We start from the raw sequence: 14,995 nt of genomic DNA on the forward strand, positions 1-14,995 counted from the left end.
CAGCATGGTCCACGGCGGCCCATACCCCGCCAGCACCAACTTTGGCGCCACCTCCGTCGGCACACTGTCCATCCGCCGCTGGCTCCGCCCCGTCTGCTACCAGAACATCCCAGAAGCACTCTTGCCCGAAACCTTCGGCTAAGCGGGAATTTCTTCAATATCAACGCTGTGGCTGCCGGATTGATCTCCGTCCAGCCGCAGCCTTCCGGTGACCGGGGCCACATCGTCGTAATCACGGCCAAAGCCTACGTCGATGTGGTCATTGCGGGCATAGCAGGCGTTGGTCGGGTCGTAATCGACCCAGCCCATTTCCTCGCCCGCCCACGCCCGCACCCAGGCATGCATCGCGTCAGCCCCGACCAAGCGGGGCTTGCCGGGGGGCGGCAAGGTGCGCAGATATCCGGCCACATAGGCGGAGGGCACACCAACTGCACGCAGCGCCCCCACCATGATCTGCGCAAAATCCTGACAGACGCCGCGACCTTGGGCAAAAGCCTGCTCTGGCGGCGTGTCAACGCGGGTTGCTTTCGCGTCAAAGGTCATGTGGTCATGCAGCGCCCGCCCCATCTTTTCGACCAGTGCCCGGATCGTCAGTCCCAAAGAGAGCTGATCGCGCGCAAACTCTGAAATCTGTGTGGCTACGGGTATTCGGCGAGAGGGCAGGGTGAAATGATGCGGCGCGCGAGGTCCGACACTGCGGTGCGCCGCCAACTCGGCCACAAGGCCGGGTAGGTGCGGCGAAAGATCCAGCAAGGCGTCTTCGGCCCTGCGCTCGACCAGGCAATGCATGGTCAGATCGAGGCTGATCAGACCCGGAGGCATCGCAGCCTCGATCACGCGGGTGCCAAAGAAATCCTGAAATTCGCCCCGCTCGCCTGCGTCTGGCGAGAAGGCATATCCGGCCTCACGCACGGTTTGCAGACCGACAATATTCGCGGGCAAAATGCGGAACAACTGCCGCCCTGCGCCGGTAGGGCGGGCGAAATCATAGCGGATGGACTGGCGGACCGCGTAAAGGGTCACCGCAAATAAGCCTCGGTCAGCAGATCAGAGATTCCGGCGATCTGTCCATGCAGGGCTTGCAAGGCTTCGGTGGTCAGGGTGTCTGGGGTGGCCGTTGCGATGTCTACCTGACAGCGCAGCATGGCGCGGCCCAGTTCTGAAAGCTGACCATGGGTCGCGGCACCGGGCAGGGCCTGAACCTGTTCGCTCAGCCCGTCGATCAGATGGCGCACCGATCGTGGGTTCATCGGGTCCAGCGCCAGAAGATCGATCACCGTCTCGCGCGTGGATCCCAGGCTGAAGCGGCGGCGATAGGTCAACACGCTGTCGCCCAACTCGATGCACAGATCCAGCGCTCCGGGCGTGGCCTTGGGATCGGCAAAGGCGATCAGCACACCTGTCATGGCTGACGCCCGTTCCAACTGGCGACCAATGGACAGGAAGCGCCAGCCGAAGAAGCGATACATGTTTTCATGCACCAGACCAGAAAACCCTGCCAGTTTGCGCAGCAGCGCCGAAAGTGCGCGGGCGGCATCATCGCCGGGGGCGACGCGCCCAGCCATCCGGCGCGCGGTTTTGTCCAGATCATTCAGGGCGGACCAGCCATCGGGGGAAAATCGGTCACGCACCTGTCCTGCTGTCGCCACCGCCGCGCCCAGTGTATTCAGCAAACCCGACGAAAGGCCAACCGCGCCATCGACGCCATAGGATTTCAGCACCGCGTCCATTTGCTTTTGCAAGGGCAGGGCGGCGCGCCCGCCTTCGGCCAGACGGATGTGGCGCGCACGAAGCAGGCGGATCATGCCCTCGGTGCGTTCAACATAGCGGCCCAGCCAGAACAGGTTGTCGGCGGCACGGGCAGGCAGCGCACCGGGGGATGACCGGCGATAAGGCGCGTCGGCGGGAGTAACCATGCTGACGGCGGGCACTTCTTCGGGGCTGACGACCCAGACATCAGCGGCACTGCCACCCCGCTGCATTGCCAGTGCCGTCGGGTCTGCCGAGGCCCCGATCCGGGCAAAGCCCCCTTGCATCACCTGCCAGCCGTTTGGGGTGCGGGCCAGAAAGACCCGCAGGCTCATTGGGCGTGGCTCAAGCTTTCCGTCAATCAAGGCGGGCGTGGTTGACAGGGTGACTGCCTCTTGTGCGACCAGATCTGGGCCATCGAGCACCAGCCTTGCGGCCAACTCGTCTGGGGTCAGACTTGCGGCCACGGTGCTTTCGCCCTGACGATCAAACGGCAAGCCCGTGCCAAGTGCGGGCGACAACACCAGCCGTGACCGTTCGGCCATGACTTGCGCACGCTCTGGCAGGCCGCCGCACCACCACGTTGCAATGTTGGGGATCGCCAGCTTTTGCCCGGTCAGATGGACCGAAAGCTTGGGCAGAAACGCCATCAGCGCGCGGGTTTCCAGCACACCAGACCCAAGTGAATTCACCATGGTCAGCCCGCCCTGACGCAACACGGCAACCATGCCCGGCGTGCCGATACGCGATGCAGGGTCCAGTTCCAGCGGGTCGGCATAGCTGCCGTCCAGCCGCCGCCACAGCACGTCCAGCGGGCGCAGACCCGACACGGTGCGCACCATCAGGCGACCGTCCGAGACCATCAGATCTTCGCCCTGCACAAGGCTTACGCCCATGTAACGCGCGATCCATGCCTGTTCGAAATAGGTTTCGTTCAGCGGGCCGGGTGTCATGATGGCAACGCGCCCATCCCGCGCACCCCTGAGACCCAGCAAAGCATCGCGGAAATCACGGAAAAATCCGGCCAGACGATGCACGTTCAGCCCGGCAAACACATCGGTATAGGCGCGCGAGGTTGCCACACGGTTTTCCAGCGCATAGCCCGCGCCCGAAGGTGCCTGCGTGCGATCTGCCAGCACCCACCAGCGACCATCAGGCCCGCGCCCGATCTCAAAGGCCACGAAATGCAGAAAATGGCCTGACGCCGGGCGCACCCCGACCAGCGGGCGTAGCCATTCCGGATTGCCCGCCACCAGTGCTGCGGGCAAATGCCCGTCGGCCACCAGACGGTTTTCGCCATACAGATCGGCCAGAACTGTCTCCAGCAGATCGGCGCGCTGGATCAGGGCCGGGGTCAACGCGGCCCAATCGGCCTCATCTATCAGCACCGGAATATGGCTGAGCGGCCAAGGCCGTTCAACGGATTGGCCAGAGCCATACTGTCGGTAAAATACCCCGGAATCGCGCAGATATTGATCGGCGCGTCCCGTGGCACGGGTCAGACCCTCATCCGTCAGGCCCTGCAGATGGTTGACCAGCGGCTGCCACAGCGGGCGCAAGGTGCCATCGGGCGTGACCAATTCATCTGGCACGCCCGGCAGCGGGCGATAGGCCGACAGCCCGCGATCCCGCGCCTTGCCCTTGCTTGCCGTTTTCACCTTAGCCGTCACTGCACTGTCCATGGCCGGACTAGAGACCCATGGGCCGCCTCAGGTCAAGCGTCAGCGGGAATTCCCGGTGCGGATGTTCCGAGACTGGGCGCGGGTGGTGGCCGGGGCGATGGCCGCCGGGTTCAAACCGCGCCAGCCTGCGCGCCTCGGCCTCGTTGCCATTGACGGGGAAGGTGTCGTAGTTGCGCCCCCCCGGATGGGCAACGTGATAAACGCAACCGCCAAGCGGACGCCCCGACCATGTGTCAAAGATGTCGAAGGTCAGCGGCGCATCGACCGGCAACACCGGATGAATGGCCGAAGACGGTTGCCACGCCTTATAGCGCACCCCCGCCACTGCCTCGCCCGCGCCAACATCGGTCAGCGGCATCATGCGGCCATTGCACAAGACCTTGTAGCGCGAAGGGTCCGGCGCTGTCAGCTTTACCTGCAAACGTTCGGTCGAACTGTCGGTATAGCGCACCGTGCCGCCAATAGCCCCGGTCTCGCCCAGCACATGCCACGGCTCCAGTGCCTGACGCAGTTCCAGATCCACGCCGTCATAGTCCACCTCACCGCAGAATGGAAAGCGGAACTCGGCCTGTGCTTTGAACCAGTCTTCGTTTAGCGCAAAGCCGTGCTGCGCCAGATCGGCGAGCACATCGCGGAAATCCTGCCAGACATGGTGCGGCAGCATGAAACGGTCGTGCAGCGCGGTGCCCCAACGGGTCATCTCACCTTGCGCGGGATTGGCCCAGAACCGCGCGATCAGCGCGCGGATCAGCAGTTGTTGTGACAGGCTCATGCGCGGGTCTGGTGGCATCTCGAACCCGCGGAATTCGACCAGACCCAAGCGGCCCGTGGGGCCATCAGGGGAAAACAGTTTGTCGATGCAGATTTCCGCCCGGTGGGTGTTGCCGGTCACATCGGTGAGCATGTTGCGCAGCAGGCGGTCCACCAGCCATGGCATCGGGGCTGCGCCCTGCCCGGGTGCGGGGATCTGCGCCAGCGCGATTTCCATTTCATAAAGCGCATCATGGCGGGCCTCATCCATGCGCGGGGCCTGTGACGTTGGCCCGATGAACAGCCCGGAAAACAGGTAAGACAGCGACGGGTGCCGGTTCCAATGCAGGATCAGGCTGCGCAACAGGTCAGGGCGGCGCAAAAATGGGCTGTCGTTGGGCGTGGCACCGCCAACAACCACATGGTTGCCACCGCCGGTGCCAGCGTGTTTGCCGTCAATCATGAACTTGTCCGCGCCAAGGCGGCACTGGCGGGCCTCTTCATACACCGCCGAGGTGATATCCACGCAATCCTGCCAAGTGTGGGCCGGATGCACGTTCACTTCGATCACGCCCGGATCGGGGGCCACGCGGATCACGTTCAGGCGCGGGTCATGCGGCGGGGCGTAGCCTTCGATATGAACCTGAAGGCCCAGCTTTTTCGCCGCTTCTTCTGCCGCGCGCACCAGATCAAGGTAATCTTCAACCGAGACCACCGGCGGCATGAACACACACAGCCGACCGTCGCGCGGCTCCACTGACAAAGCGGTGCGGATGTGGCCATCCAGTTCGGGATCACCGGTGCCTTGTTCAATCTGTGCGCCCTGGGCCGACGCTGCGGTAAAGCTGGCCGGGCTCTGCGGGCGCTGTTCGGTTACGTCGGGACTGTTGGGCGCGGGCAGTGGGGCGCGGTCGACCGTTGGGTCGGTCGGGTTGATATAGGGATATTGCGATGGCGGCAGCCAAGGCAGGCTTTCCAGCGGCAAACGATACCCCACCGGACTGTCGCCGGGCACAAGGAACATATGCCCGCGCCGCAGCTTCCACTTTTCCGTGCGCCAACGACGGCCCGACGCTTGCGATTGCCAGCTTTGCACCGGCAGCACAAAGCCCGATGGATTGGTCAGCCCGCGATTGAACACAGTTGCCAAACGGTGCCGTTCCTCTGGGTCTTTCAACTTGGAATTGGCGGGGGTTACGTTGTCGGGCAGGTTTGCCTCTTTGACCAGCCATTGTGCCGGGTCTTCAAAGGCGGGGACGATGCAATCGGCCTCCAGCGCCAGATCGGTAGCGATCTGCTGTAACAAACGTTCGGCATCATCGGTTGTTACCCCGGTTTGTGCACCTTCCTCGGCGATCAGCGCGGGGTCAGACCAGATCGGGTGGCCATCGGTGCGCCAGTACAGCGAGAACGTCCAGCGCGGCAAGGTTTCTCCCGGATACCACTTGCCCTGCCCGTAATGCAGGAACCCTCCCGGCGCGAAACGGTCCCGCAGGCGGCGGATCAGCTGATCCGCCAGCACGCGTTTGGTGGGGCCGACGGCATCTGTGTTCCACTCCTCCGCCTCAAAGTCATCAATGGAAACAAAGGTTGGCTCGCCGCCCATAGTCAGGCGCACATCACCCGCAGCCAGTGCAGCGTCCACCTTATGCCCCAGCGCGTTCAACTCATCCCACGCGTCATCGCTGAACGGCTTGGTAATGCGCGGATGCTCGGCCACACGGGCCACCGTCATGTCAAAGGCGAAATCGACCTCGGCAAAGCTGGCCATGCCGGAAATCGGCGCCGCGTTGCGGTAATGCGGGGTCGCGGCCAATGGGATATGGCTTTCGCCGGCCAACAAGCCGCTGGTCGGGTCAAGACCGACCCAGCCCGCGCCGGGCAGATACACCTCACACCAGGCATGCAGATCAGTGAAATCGACCTCGGTTCCTGATGGGCCATCCAGCGCCTTGAGATCCGGCTTCAGCTGTATCAGATAGCCAGACACAAACCGCGCGGCAAACCCCAGGTGCCGCAGCGCCTGCACCAACAGCCAGCTAGAATCGCGGCATGACCCGCTTTGCACGCCCAGCGTTTCCTCTGGCGTCTGCACGCCGGGTTCCATGCGGATGGTATAGCGCAGGGTGTTCGACACCATCGCATTCAGGTTAACCACGAAATCAACGCTGCGCACGCGGTCTTTGGGCACCGAATCCAGAAACTGTTGCAACAGCGGCCCGGCTGGGTCTTTGCGGCGATAGATTTCCAGATCGTCAGTCAGATCCACCGGATACTCAAACGGCCAGGTCTCTGCCGATTCCTCGACAAAGAAATCGAACGGGTTATAGACCGTCATATCCGCGACCAGATCGACCTCTATCTTGAACTCGCGCACAGGCTCGGGAAACACGAACCGCGCCAGCCAGTTGCCGAACGGGTCTTGCTGGTGGTTCACAAAATGCCCGCCCGGACTGACCTTCAGCGCATGTGAAATCACCCGCGTCCGGCTGTGCGGGGCAGGGCGCAGGCGGATCACCTGTGGCCCCAGCGTGACCGGGCGGTCGTATTTGTAATGCGTCAGGTGGTGAATCGCGGCCTTAATCGACATGGGAATTTTTCTCGTGAGGTCATGACCTGAATAGCAGCAGGCGCGGTGTGCGTGTGGTTATAGCCTTGTATTGCACGACTGCCGCTTTGGTGTCGCACAAAACCTGCTCAGCGGACAAAAGTCTGCGTGACAATTGGGCAAATCGAAAACTGGATGCGCCTTGCGCTTGTTTCCTTAACCTCAACGATCCTACGAAATTCCCCGGATAGAACGCATAACCGCCGCTATCCTGCCCGATTTCAGGATCAAAACAGCCTCAGAAACCCGTATTGCTGCCTGTTGGGGAATAAAGATGGACCGACTGACTGAAATGGAAGCCTTTGCCACGGTTGTAGACCAGGGCGGCTTTACAGATGCGGCAAAGAAGATGGGGATCTCCAAATCTGCCGTATCCAAACACGTTTCGGCGCTGGAGGCCCGACTTGGGGCTCGTCTCCTGAACCGAACCACACGCCGGGTCAGCCCGACCGAGATCGGCCTTGCGTATTATGACCGCGCCCGCCGTGTTCTGAATGATGCAGGTGAGGCGGATGCGCTGGTCACATCCATGCAATCGGCACCTTCGGGACTGCTGCGTATCAGTGTCGCCACCGATTTTGGCGTAAACCTGCTGTCGCCGATCCTTGGCGATTTCCTGCTGGAATATCCCGATATCACCGTGAACATGGTGCTGAACAACCGCTATGTAGAGCTGATCAGCGAAGGGTTCGATATGGCCATTCGTGTGGGCGATCTGGAAGACAGCAGCCTTCGCGCCCGCAAACTGACCGACACAACCAAGCGGATGATCGCCTCGCCCAGCTATTTCCAGCGCTATGGGCGGCCCATGAAGATCGACGATCTGAATGATCACAAGCTGCTGCACTATTCCAATCAGGCCAATGGCAACGTGTGGAAAATCACGGCACCATCCGGCGAAAAGCGGCAGGTTCGCACGGCGGGCTGGCTGACAGTAAACGATGGTCAGTCCCTGCTGAACGCCGCGATTTCGGGGCTTGGCATCGCATTCCTGCCCAGCTTTCTCTATGCCGAAGCCATGAAAGACGGACTGGTCGAAGAGGCCCTGCCGGGACTGCCGACCGAAACGCTTGGCATCTACGCAGTTTACCCGCCGGGCCGATTCACCCAGCCCAAGGTGCGCGCGTTCATCGACTTTCTGGCCCGCCGCTATACGGACAAAGGCCCTGACAAGTGGTAATCACTCCCTGACGCTTTCCTCAAGGCGCAACTTGGGTCGAGGTCACCATGACCTCGACCCTTCTGTTTCTCTCGCGACCCTCATCTGTCAGATTGGACGCGCGCGGCGACAAATAGCCCACCCCTTGCGCTTCGATCTGTGTTGCCGCAACGCCTTCTGCCCGGATCAGGTGCTGGCGCACGGCCTCGGCGCGTTTGCGTGACAGGGCGATATTTCCCTCCAGCCCACCCGAAGCATCGGTATGGCCGACAAGGGCAACGGTCAGGCCCGGATTGTCCCGCAACCAGCCTGCCAGCCCTGCCAAAGATGCAAAAGGCCCCTCGGTCAGCGCTGACGAGCCGGAGGCAAAGACCAGATCCTCCAGCGCGACCGCCCCACCCGTCAACAGGCGGTCACCCAAAGTGTCGGATGTCGCGGCGTCAGTCTGCGGGCGGGCTGGGGCGGTCAACGCAACCATCTGTCCGCCGGATGCGGCCTTTGATGATGCAGTCAGCAGGGGGGCAGCATTCACCTGCCCGCCAACATGGATCATTTGCACAAATCCGGAAGCCGCTGTCCGGCTGACGATAAGGCTGACGACCTCTGTGCCCCGTTCGGCCGAGAAAAAGCGGTAGTCGCCCAGATCTACATGCATGTCAGGTTCAGGCAGAATCATTGTGCCATAGCGAAAATCAAACCCGCCGCAGGCCACGGCCTCACATTCAAAGACGGTCTGAAATCCGGCCTGACGCAGTTGCGCGCGCAAGGGCATCAGAAGTTCAAGCGTGCTGACTCCCGGTGCGTCGATCCGCCATGCTGTCTGTTGCAAAGCCCCCTCGACGATGCGTGTGGGCAGCACTCCATTGGAATAGGCCGCGATGGGTAGGGCGTAAGATGTCAGATCCTGGGTCTTTGCCACGCTTGGCACAGCAGCAAAGGGCATCTCCAGCGTGATGGCCTGTGCCAGCCCTGCGGGTGCCACTAGTGTCAGCGCAAGCGCTGCAAAAAGGGTGGTTCTGGTTCGTGTCACCTGCCGTGCGCCTCTTCGGGCTTATCGCTGCCGATAGTGATAGTGTCCCACAACTTCCATCCCCATGGAAGTATACAGGTTGCGCGCTGTCGTGTTTGCGACGGTGACGACCAGCGACAGCGTATCCGCCCCGTTCTGTTGCGCCCAAGCCCCCGCGGCCCGCAGGATATTGTGCGCGGAACCCTGCCGACGCGCTTCGGGCCGCACCTCAAGCGCGTGCACCATGGCCACGCCCTGATGGATGGCCACAAAAGCCACCCCGGTCGGCTGATCATTTGCCCGGCCCAGAATGGCAGATTTTGGCCCCTCCACGCGCTGCATCACCGCCAGCCGCGCTGCGCCGATACCGCCTTCAGCCCAGATCTCGGCACAGATCGCCAAAGGTGGCCAATGCGCAAAGGCCGCCATGGGCGGGGCGGGCGGGTTCGCCAGCGCGGAAGCTGGCGCGACATAAGCGACGACCGGATCAACCACCCGGTAGCCGCGCGATTGCAGCGCCTGATCCAGCAGATCATCGCCCTGCCGGATGAGAAACAGTGGGGGCTGGTGCAGCGCAAGCATTGCGGCCTCAGCCTCCGGGATCGCCTCATCGCGCCACTCTGGTTCGGCGGTTGCCGCCGACACCCGCTTGCCGCCGCCCTGACCGTCGCGGATGCGCCAGGGCCCAACCGCAAAGGCCCGCGCCGGGGGCCACGTTTGTTCCATCACCTCGGCCAGCATCTCGGGGGTCATGGGAATAACGCTGCCAGTTGCGTCATCGCCGCATCAATCTGCGCCGCATCAGTTCCGCGGATCACCAGATTGGTGCCATGCGCGCCGTTGTGGATGAACGGATAAGACCCCATGCTCAGATCGGGAAACGCAGCAGCCAGCACACCGAATGGCCCGGCCACTTCGCCCTCACCACAATTGACGCGCAAGGACTGGCTCAGCAACGGTTCGCCCCCGGTCAGGGTCGGCATTACACTGGCGACCATGGCCTGAAAGATATTCGGCACTCCGGCCATCACATGCACATTGCCAAGCGTGAACCCCGGCGCGGTGCTGACCGGGTTGTCGATCAGGCTTGCCCCATCGGGAATCCGCGCCATCTGCTTGCGGGCGTCGTTGAACTCCAGCCCCGCGCGGTCGTAATGTGCGGCCAAAAGCGCCAGCGCATCGGCACGCTGGCTGATTGCCACACCAAAGGCCGCTGCAATTGCCTCGGCGGTGATGTCATCATGCGTCGGGCCGATGCCGCCGCTGGTGAAAAGATGGTCATACCCGACCCGCAGCGCATTGACGGCCGCAACAATGGTGACGTGATCATCGGCCACAACCCGCACTTCTTGCAGGCGGATGCCGTGGCGGGTCAGTTCACCCGCCAGATAATGCATGTTGGAATCGCGGGTCCTGCCCGACAGGATTTCATCGCCGATCACCAGCATCGCCGCGGTTGGATTCGCCATGGCTGTCTTCCTTTTGCTTGCCCTATCCGGGTATAGGCCTCGTCCGCCCGGTTTCAAACCACGCTCTGCGGTCTTGTGCCCCTCTGGTCAAGCCACCGCGATTTGCTTATTCAGGCAAAAGACAAAGGACATCTGACATGAACGACACGCACGGGCGCATCACAAAAGACGGTATCCGAATCTATCAAGAGGCGGATTTTGCCGGAATGCGTGCGGCCGGTCGGGTGGCCGCCGAAATTCTGGACGACGTGGCCGCACTGGTTCAACCGGGGACGACGACGGCGCAGATTGATGATTTCATCCGCGAAGACATTGTACGGCGCGGGGTCACTTCGGCAACGATCGGGTATAAAGGCTATCAGCACGCGTCCTGCATCTCGGTTAACCATGTGGTCTGCCACGGCATTCCGGGCACGAAGGTGCTGGCCGACGGCGATATCCTGAATGTTGACGTGACAGTAATTGTTGACGGTTGGTTCGGTGATACCAGCCGGATGTATGTGGCCGGAAATCTGCCGCGCAAGGCCGAGCGGTTGATCGATGTCACGCATGAGGGGCTGATGCGGGGTATTGCTGCTGTGAAGCCGGGTAACACCTTTGGCGACATTGGCCATGCGATTCAGACCTATGTAGAGGCGAACCGCATGTCGGTGGTGCGCGACTTTTGCGGCCATGGACTTGGCAGGGTGTTCCATTCCCCGCCCAATGTGCTGCACTATGGCCGCCCCGGCTCTGGCGCGGTGCTGGAGGAGGGCATGTTTTTCACCATCGAGCCGATGGTCAACTTGGGCCGCCCCGAGACCAAGGTTCTGGCCGATGACTGGACAGCTGTCACGCGCGACAAATCCTTGTCTGCGCAGTTTGAACATTCTGTCGGCGTAACGGCAACAGGGTGTGAGATTTTCACTCTGTCGCCCGCGGGCCGCTTTCACCCGACCTGGGGATAAAGCAGTGCGCGGATTGACGTCCCGATCACAGCGCAATGCCGCGGCCTTGGCTTAATTTACCACAAAATCTGCATGCAGGGCCCCGGCAGCCTTTATGCTTTTCAGAATATCAATCATGTCATGCGGCGCCACACCCAATGCATTCAGCCCGGCCACCAGTTCCGAAAGGGATGTGCCCCCCGACACCTCGGCCAGCCCGGTGCCGGGATCTCGATTGATATTGGCATTGGTGCGCGGCACCACCATCGTTTCCCCCTCGGCAAATGGGTTGGGCTGCACCACCATAGGCGCTTCTTCGATCCGCAGAGTGAGGCTCCCTTGCGCCACAGCCACCCGGCTGATGCGCACATCCTGACCAATCACAATCGTGCCAGAGCGTTGGTCAACCACCACCCGCGCGCGCGTTTCCGGTGCGATGGTCAGGTTTTCAATCCGCCCGATCACATGCGCCGGGGATCGCATGCCAGCGGCATCTATGTTCAATTCGACCGTGCCGGAGTCCAGCATCAGCGCGACCCGTTTGCCGAACTCCCGGTTCAGCACAGTTTCAATCCGGGCCGCGGTGGTGAAGTCAGGGCTGCGCAAAGCAAGCCGGATTGATTGCAGACTTGTGAAGTCAAACTCGATCTCACGCTCTACCCGTGCGCCCGAGGGGATAACCCCAGCCGTCGGCACCCCTTGCACGACGCGCGCGGCCTGACCTTCGGCCGCAATACCACCAGCAATGATGGTGCCTTGAGCCACTGCATAGATCTGGCCATCAGCGCCGTTCAGCGGCGTCATGATCAGCGTGCCGCCGAGCAGACTTTTGGAATCGCCAATCGCAGAAACCGTCACATCAATACGACCGCCTGCGCGCGCGAAAGGTGGCAGGCTTGATGTGACAAAGACTGCAGCGACGTTTTTCGGACGATAGGCTTCTCCTGCAACATTTACACCCATCCGTTCCAGCAGGTTGGACATGATTTCTTCGGTAAAGGGTGCGTTGCGGATGCCATCGCCCGTGCCGTTCAGCCCGACGACAAGGCCGTAACCCACCAGATCATTGCCGCGCACGCCGTCAAACTCGACCAGATCCTTGATCCGCACGGCATCGGCAAAAACCGGTCCACAGCAGAGCAGCACCAGAAAAACCATCAGGCGCCGGATCATCGCAGGAAATCCGTCAGTGACATGCGCGACAGGCGCGCAGTGATGGCATAGACCGCTTCCAGATTGGTCTGCACCGCCTCGAGTTCGATGGCGATGCGCTCGGGGTCACTGCGGACCAGATCCGCCTGCGCCATCTCATGGATCAACAGATCTATTGCGTTGCGGCTCTGCGCCGCGTCAATCCGGCCTTCACTGATGCCCAGCCGACCAGAAAGGTTTATGAGCGCATCATGCCCTGCAAACAGCGCCTCAGCCGATAGCCGCGCGAGGGTCCGTGTTTCGGTCGCAGGGATCAACGTGCTGCTATCTTCAATAAGCGCTGCTGCCGTCAAACCCTTAAAGGCCGCGCGAAAGGCAGGATCTTCGGCCGTGACAGCCATCCAGACCTGATCTGTCGGTGAAACAGCGATATGCTCCAGCGATGCTCCGCCCAGATATGCAATGTCCCGGTATCCCGCCGGATCATCAAACCATGCAGAAATGCGATCCATCATCTCCTGCGCGGTCTGGGCGCCCACCAACGTACTGCGCAGCGCAGTTAAAATGGTGTCTGAATCGGCGACTGCGGGCGCATGCACTGCTTGGCCGGCGAACAAAGATCGCCCCCCGGCAGCAACATTCATTGTGGCCAGAATAGTATCAAGCCTTCCGCGGGCATCCATGCTGGCCAAGGCAAGGTGGTCCGGGTTGGTGGTCTGGGAAGCTGTCAGCAGGGGGGCCGTCAGCGCCTGGATCGAGCCGGCAATTGACGCTATTGCCGTCTGCATGGTCGCGGCTTGGGTTGCGGCCTCCCGTGCGGCAGATTGATACCCCTCTGTAACGGAACGGGCGCGCGAAACCGAAGAAAGCCGGGCAAAATCGCCGGTCAGCGCGGCACCGACATCGCTTACGCGACCGGCGCTGAACTCATTTGTCAGCCGGCCAAGTTCGCCCTTAAGGCGGGCAGTCTGAGATTTCAGCAAGAATGACTGAGCCAGGTCGCCAAGGGATACCAATGTCATGTCACAGCCCCAATAGAATTTTGATCATGTCATCCACGGTCTGAACAACCTTGGCGTTTGCGGCGTAAGCCTGTTCGATCAGAAGAAGGTTTTGCATTTCCTGATCGGTATCGACGCCATCACGCAGCAATGCAGATCGCAAAGTATCGCTTCGCGCCGTGGCAAAAGCAGTGCCTGATTCTGCGCCAAGGCGCGCCACTGATTGCAGCGATGCAATGTCTGACGCAAAGCCGGATAAGCTTCGCGCGCCGATAGACAACCCGCCAGAGACCTGAGTTCGTGGTGCACTGAGTGAGCTTGCAAGGGAGGTAAGATGCGCGGCAAAGCCACCGGGCCCGGGCGTTGCGGCGCCAAGACCGTCTCGCAATCGCCAAAGGGCGCCGCCCTGTTCTGGCACAACCAGGGCGTTGATCCGGATGCGTCCGGCAAGACCAACCTCGTCCAGTGGATCAAAGCCGCCGCCAATGTCGGTAAACAAGCCCGCAGCACCGGGAGCAAGGGTCGTATCGACACCGGAGCCAGATACCCTTTCGATAAGATCACGCGCCAAAGCATCAAGATTGGCCTGTGCCTCGGGCGCAAGCGTGTCGCGCAGATCAAATAGCGCAGACAGTCGCCCCTCGCCCAAGCGACCGCCTGCGGGCGAAGTGGAAAGGGGCTGGCCGTTCACCGTCAGGCCGGACAAGCTGCCAGACGCGAGGGTCATGTCTGGCGTGATCAGGCCTGCGGGCGTGAATTCGATTTTGGCAGCCCGCCCTTCCAGCAAGATTGTGCCGCCAGTGGTGAAAAGAGCAACTTGGTTGTTTTCGCGCAAAACCTCTCGCACAGGGACAATTGCCGAAATCGAGTCTATCAATTGCTGTCGTTGGTCCAAAAGGGCGCTGACATCTCGGCCTGACGATGCAAATGACCGGATACGGACGTTTAGTTCGGCGACCCCGGACAAAGAGTCGTTCAGCAAGGTCACGTCGCTTGCGATCCGAGAGTCTGCAATCTGGCGTTCCGATTGAACGGACTTTGAGATTTCGATCAGGCTTTGGGTCAGGCTTTGGGCGGCGTCCACGACTGATGCGAGACGGGCATCAGCCTCTGGCCGGGCTGCCGCTTCAATCAGCTTGCGCTCAAATGTCGCAATTCTGGCGGAAAGAGAGCCGTCCTGATCTGCGGTGCCCATGGCGCGTTCCATGCGAGCAAGAAAGTCAGACGTGGTTTTGCGCGCACCTTGGGCGGATGAAGACAAGCGTAGATCCTGAAGCAAGAGCGTGTCGATGCGGCGTGCAATACCCGTGACCGACACACCCCCACTGCCCTTGTCAAGGCTACGCGCCGCAAGCTGGACGTCGCGCCGCGCATAGCCTTCGGTGAGGGCATTCGAGACGTTGGAGGCCGTCACTTCCGCCATGCGTGACGTGGCTGACAACCCGGAAATAGCCGATGAAAGCGCGGAAGAAATGCTCATCTGTCAGATC

General features: G+C 61.5%; 11 protein-coding genes. 2 read left to right on the forward strand and 9 right to left on the reverse strand.

Annotated elements, in window-relative coordinates:
• Positions 1–138 precede the first annotated feature (138 nt).
• Genes Q8K08_RS12900 through Q8K08_RS12910 form a run of 3 tightly spaced genes read right to left on the reverse strand, consistent with a single transcriptional unit; the run spans position 139 to position 6,771 of the window.
• Positions 139–1,023 (reverse strand): transglutaminase family protein, encoded by an 885-nt coding sequence (locus tag Q8K08_RS12900; protein ID WP_304796469.1) that lies wholly within the window; start codon positions 1,021–1,023, stop codon positions 139–141.
• On the reverse strand, positions 1,020–3,431 hold the full coding sequence (locus Q8K08_RS12905; RefSeq protein ID WP_305250305.1) for a circularly permuted type 2 ATP-grasp protein: 2,412 nt from the start codon (positions 3,429–3,431) through the stop codon (positions 1,020–1,022). The genes Q8K08_RS12900 and Q8K08_RS12905 overlap by 4 nt, the downstream gene beginning before the upstream one ends.
• Before the next feature lie 7 nt (positions 3,432–3,438).
• Positions 3,439–6,771 carry a DUF2126 domain-containing protein gene (locus Q8K08_RS12910; protein ID WP_305250306.1) on the reverse strand — a complete coding sequence of 1,111 codons (3,333 nt, stop codon included), beginning with the start codon at positions 6,769–6,771 and terminating at the stop codon, positions 3,439–3,441.
• Between the two features lie 292 nt (positions 6,772–7,063).
• Here Q8K08_RS12910 and Q8K08_RS12915 point away from each other — a divergent pair, with 292 nt between their 5' ends.
• Complete coding sequence (locus Q8K08_RS12915) at positions 7,064–7,969, forward strand: LysR family transcriptional regulator (protein ID WP_304796479.1); 906 nt, start codon at positions 7,064–7,066, stop codon at positions 7,967–7,969.
• A 19-nt stretch (positions 7,970–7,988) separates the two neighbouring features.
• On the opposite strand, the gene Q8K08_RS12920 is transcribed toward Q8K08_RS12915, so the two are convergent.
• Genes Q8K08_RS12920 through Q8K08_RS12930 form a run of 3 tightly spaced genes read right to left on the reverse strand, consistent with a single transcriptional unit; the run spans position 7,989 to position 10,426 of the window.
• A complete protein-coding gene (locus tag Q8K08_RS12920; protein ID WP_304796483.1) occupies positions 7,989–8,978 on the reverse strand; it encodes an OmpA family protein in 990 nt (329 codons plus the stop codon).
• 21 nt (positions 8,979–8,999) lie between these two features.
• Positions 9,000–9,710 carry an N-acetyltransferase gene (locus Q8K08_RS12925; RefSeq protein ID WP_305250307.1) on the reverse strand — a complete coding sequence of 237 codons (711 nt, stop codon included), beginning with the start codon at positions 9,708–9,710 and terminating at the stop codon, positions 9,000–9,002.
• Entirely contained in the window at positions 9,707–10,426 is a 720-nt protein-coding gene (locus tag Q8K08_RS12930; RefSeq protein ID WP_305250308.1) for a molybdopterin-binding protein, read from the reverse strand. The genes Q8K08_RS12925 and Q8K08_RS12930 overlap by 4 nt, the downstream gene beginning before the upstream one ends.
• 137 nt (positions 10,427–10,563) lie before the next feature.
• Here Q8K08_RS12930 and map point away from each other — a divergent pair, with 137 nt between their 5' ends.
• Entirely contained in the window at positions 10,564–11,373 is an 810-nt protein-coding gene (gene map / locus Q8K08_RS12935) for a type I methionyl aminopeptidase (RefSeq protein ID WP_304799502.1), read from the forward strand.
• Positions 11,374–11,424: 51 nt separating this feature from the next.
• On the opposite strand, the gene Q8K08_RS12940 is transcribed toward map, so the two are convergent.
• From Q8K08_RS12940 to flgK, 3 genes are read right to left on the reverse strand one after another with little or no spacing between them, the layout of a single operon-like run.
• Complete coding sequence (locus Q8K08_RS12940; protein ID WP_370870548.1) at positions 11,425–12,510, reverse strand: flagellar basal body P-ring protein FlgI; 1,086 nt, start codon at positions 12,508–12,510, stop codon at positions 11,425–11,427.
• Between the two features lie 11 nt (positions 12,511–12,521).
• Entirely contained in the window at positions 12,522–13,526 is a 1,005-nt protein-coding gene (locus Q8K08_RS12945; RefSeq protein ID WP_304799506.1) for a hypothetical protein, read from the reverse strand.
• Position 13,527: 1 nt separating this feature from the next.
• Positions 13,528–14,985: a flagellar hook-associated protein FlgK gene (gene flgK, locus Q8K08_RS12950; RefSeq protein ID WP_305250310.1), complete on the reverse strand. Its 1,458-nt coding sequence runs from the start codon at positions 14,983–14,985 to the stop codon at positions 13,528–13,530.
• Positions 14,986–14,995 lie beyond the last annotated feature (10 nt).

Origin of the sequence: Pseudotabrizicola sp. (assembly GCF_030684215.1) — a bacterium.
Lineage (GTDB): Bacteria > Pseudomonadota > Alphaproteobacteria > Rhodobacterales > Rhodobacteraceae > Pseudotabrizicola.

What these genes read in the sequence shown, in the direction of transcription:
- map (WP_304799502.1), top strand. Translation starts at nt 10,564, where the DNA reads ATGAACGACACGCACGGGCGCATCACAAAAGACGGTATCCGAATCTAT.
- Q8K08_RS12910 (WP_305250306.1), bottom strand. Translation starts at nt 6,771, where the DNA reads ATGTCGATTAAGGCCGCGATTCACCACCTGACGCATTACAAATACGAC.
- Q8K08_RS12945 (WP_304799506.1), bottom strand. Translation starts at nt 13,526, where the DNA reads ATGACATTGGTATCCCTTGGCGACCTGGCTCAGTCATTCTTGCTGAAA.
- Q8K08_RS12905 (WP_305250305.1), bottom strand. Translation starts at nt 3,431, where the DNA reads ATGGACAGTGCAGTGACGGCTAAGGTGAAAACGGCAAGCAAGGGCAAG.
- Q8K08_RS12925 (WP_305250307.1), bottom strand. Translation starts at nt 9,710, where the DNA reads ATGACCCCCGAGATGCTGGCCGAGGTGATGGAACAAACGTGGCCCCCG.
- Q8K08_RS12915 (WP_304796479.1), top strand. Translation starts at nt 7,064, where the DNA reads ATGGACCGACTGACTGAAATGGAAGCCTTTGCCACGGTTGTAGACCAG.
- Q8K08_RS12940 (WP_370870548.1), bottom strand. Translation starts at nt 12,510, where the DNA reads ATGGTTTTTCTGGTGCTGCTCTGCTGTGGACCGGTTTTTGCCGATGCC.
- flgK (WP_305250310.1), bottom strand. Translation starts at nt 14,985, where the DNA reads ATGAGCATTTCTTCCGCGCTTTCATCGGCTATTTCCGGGTTGTCAGCC.
- Q8K08_RS12930 (WP_305250308.1), bottom strand. Translation starts at nt 10,426, where the DNA reads ATGGCGAATCCAACCGCGGCGATGCTGGTGATCGGCGATGAAATCCTG.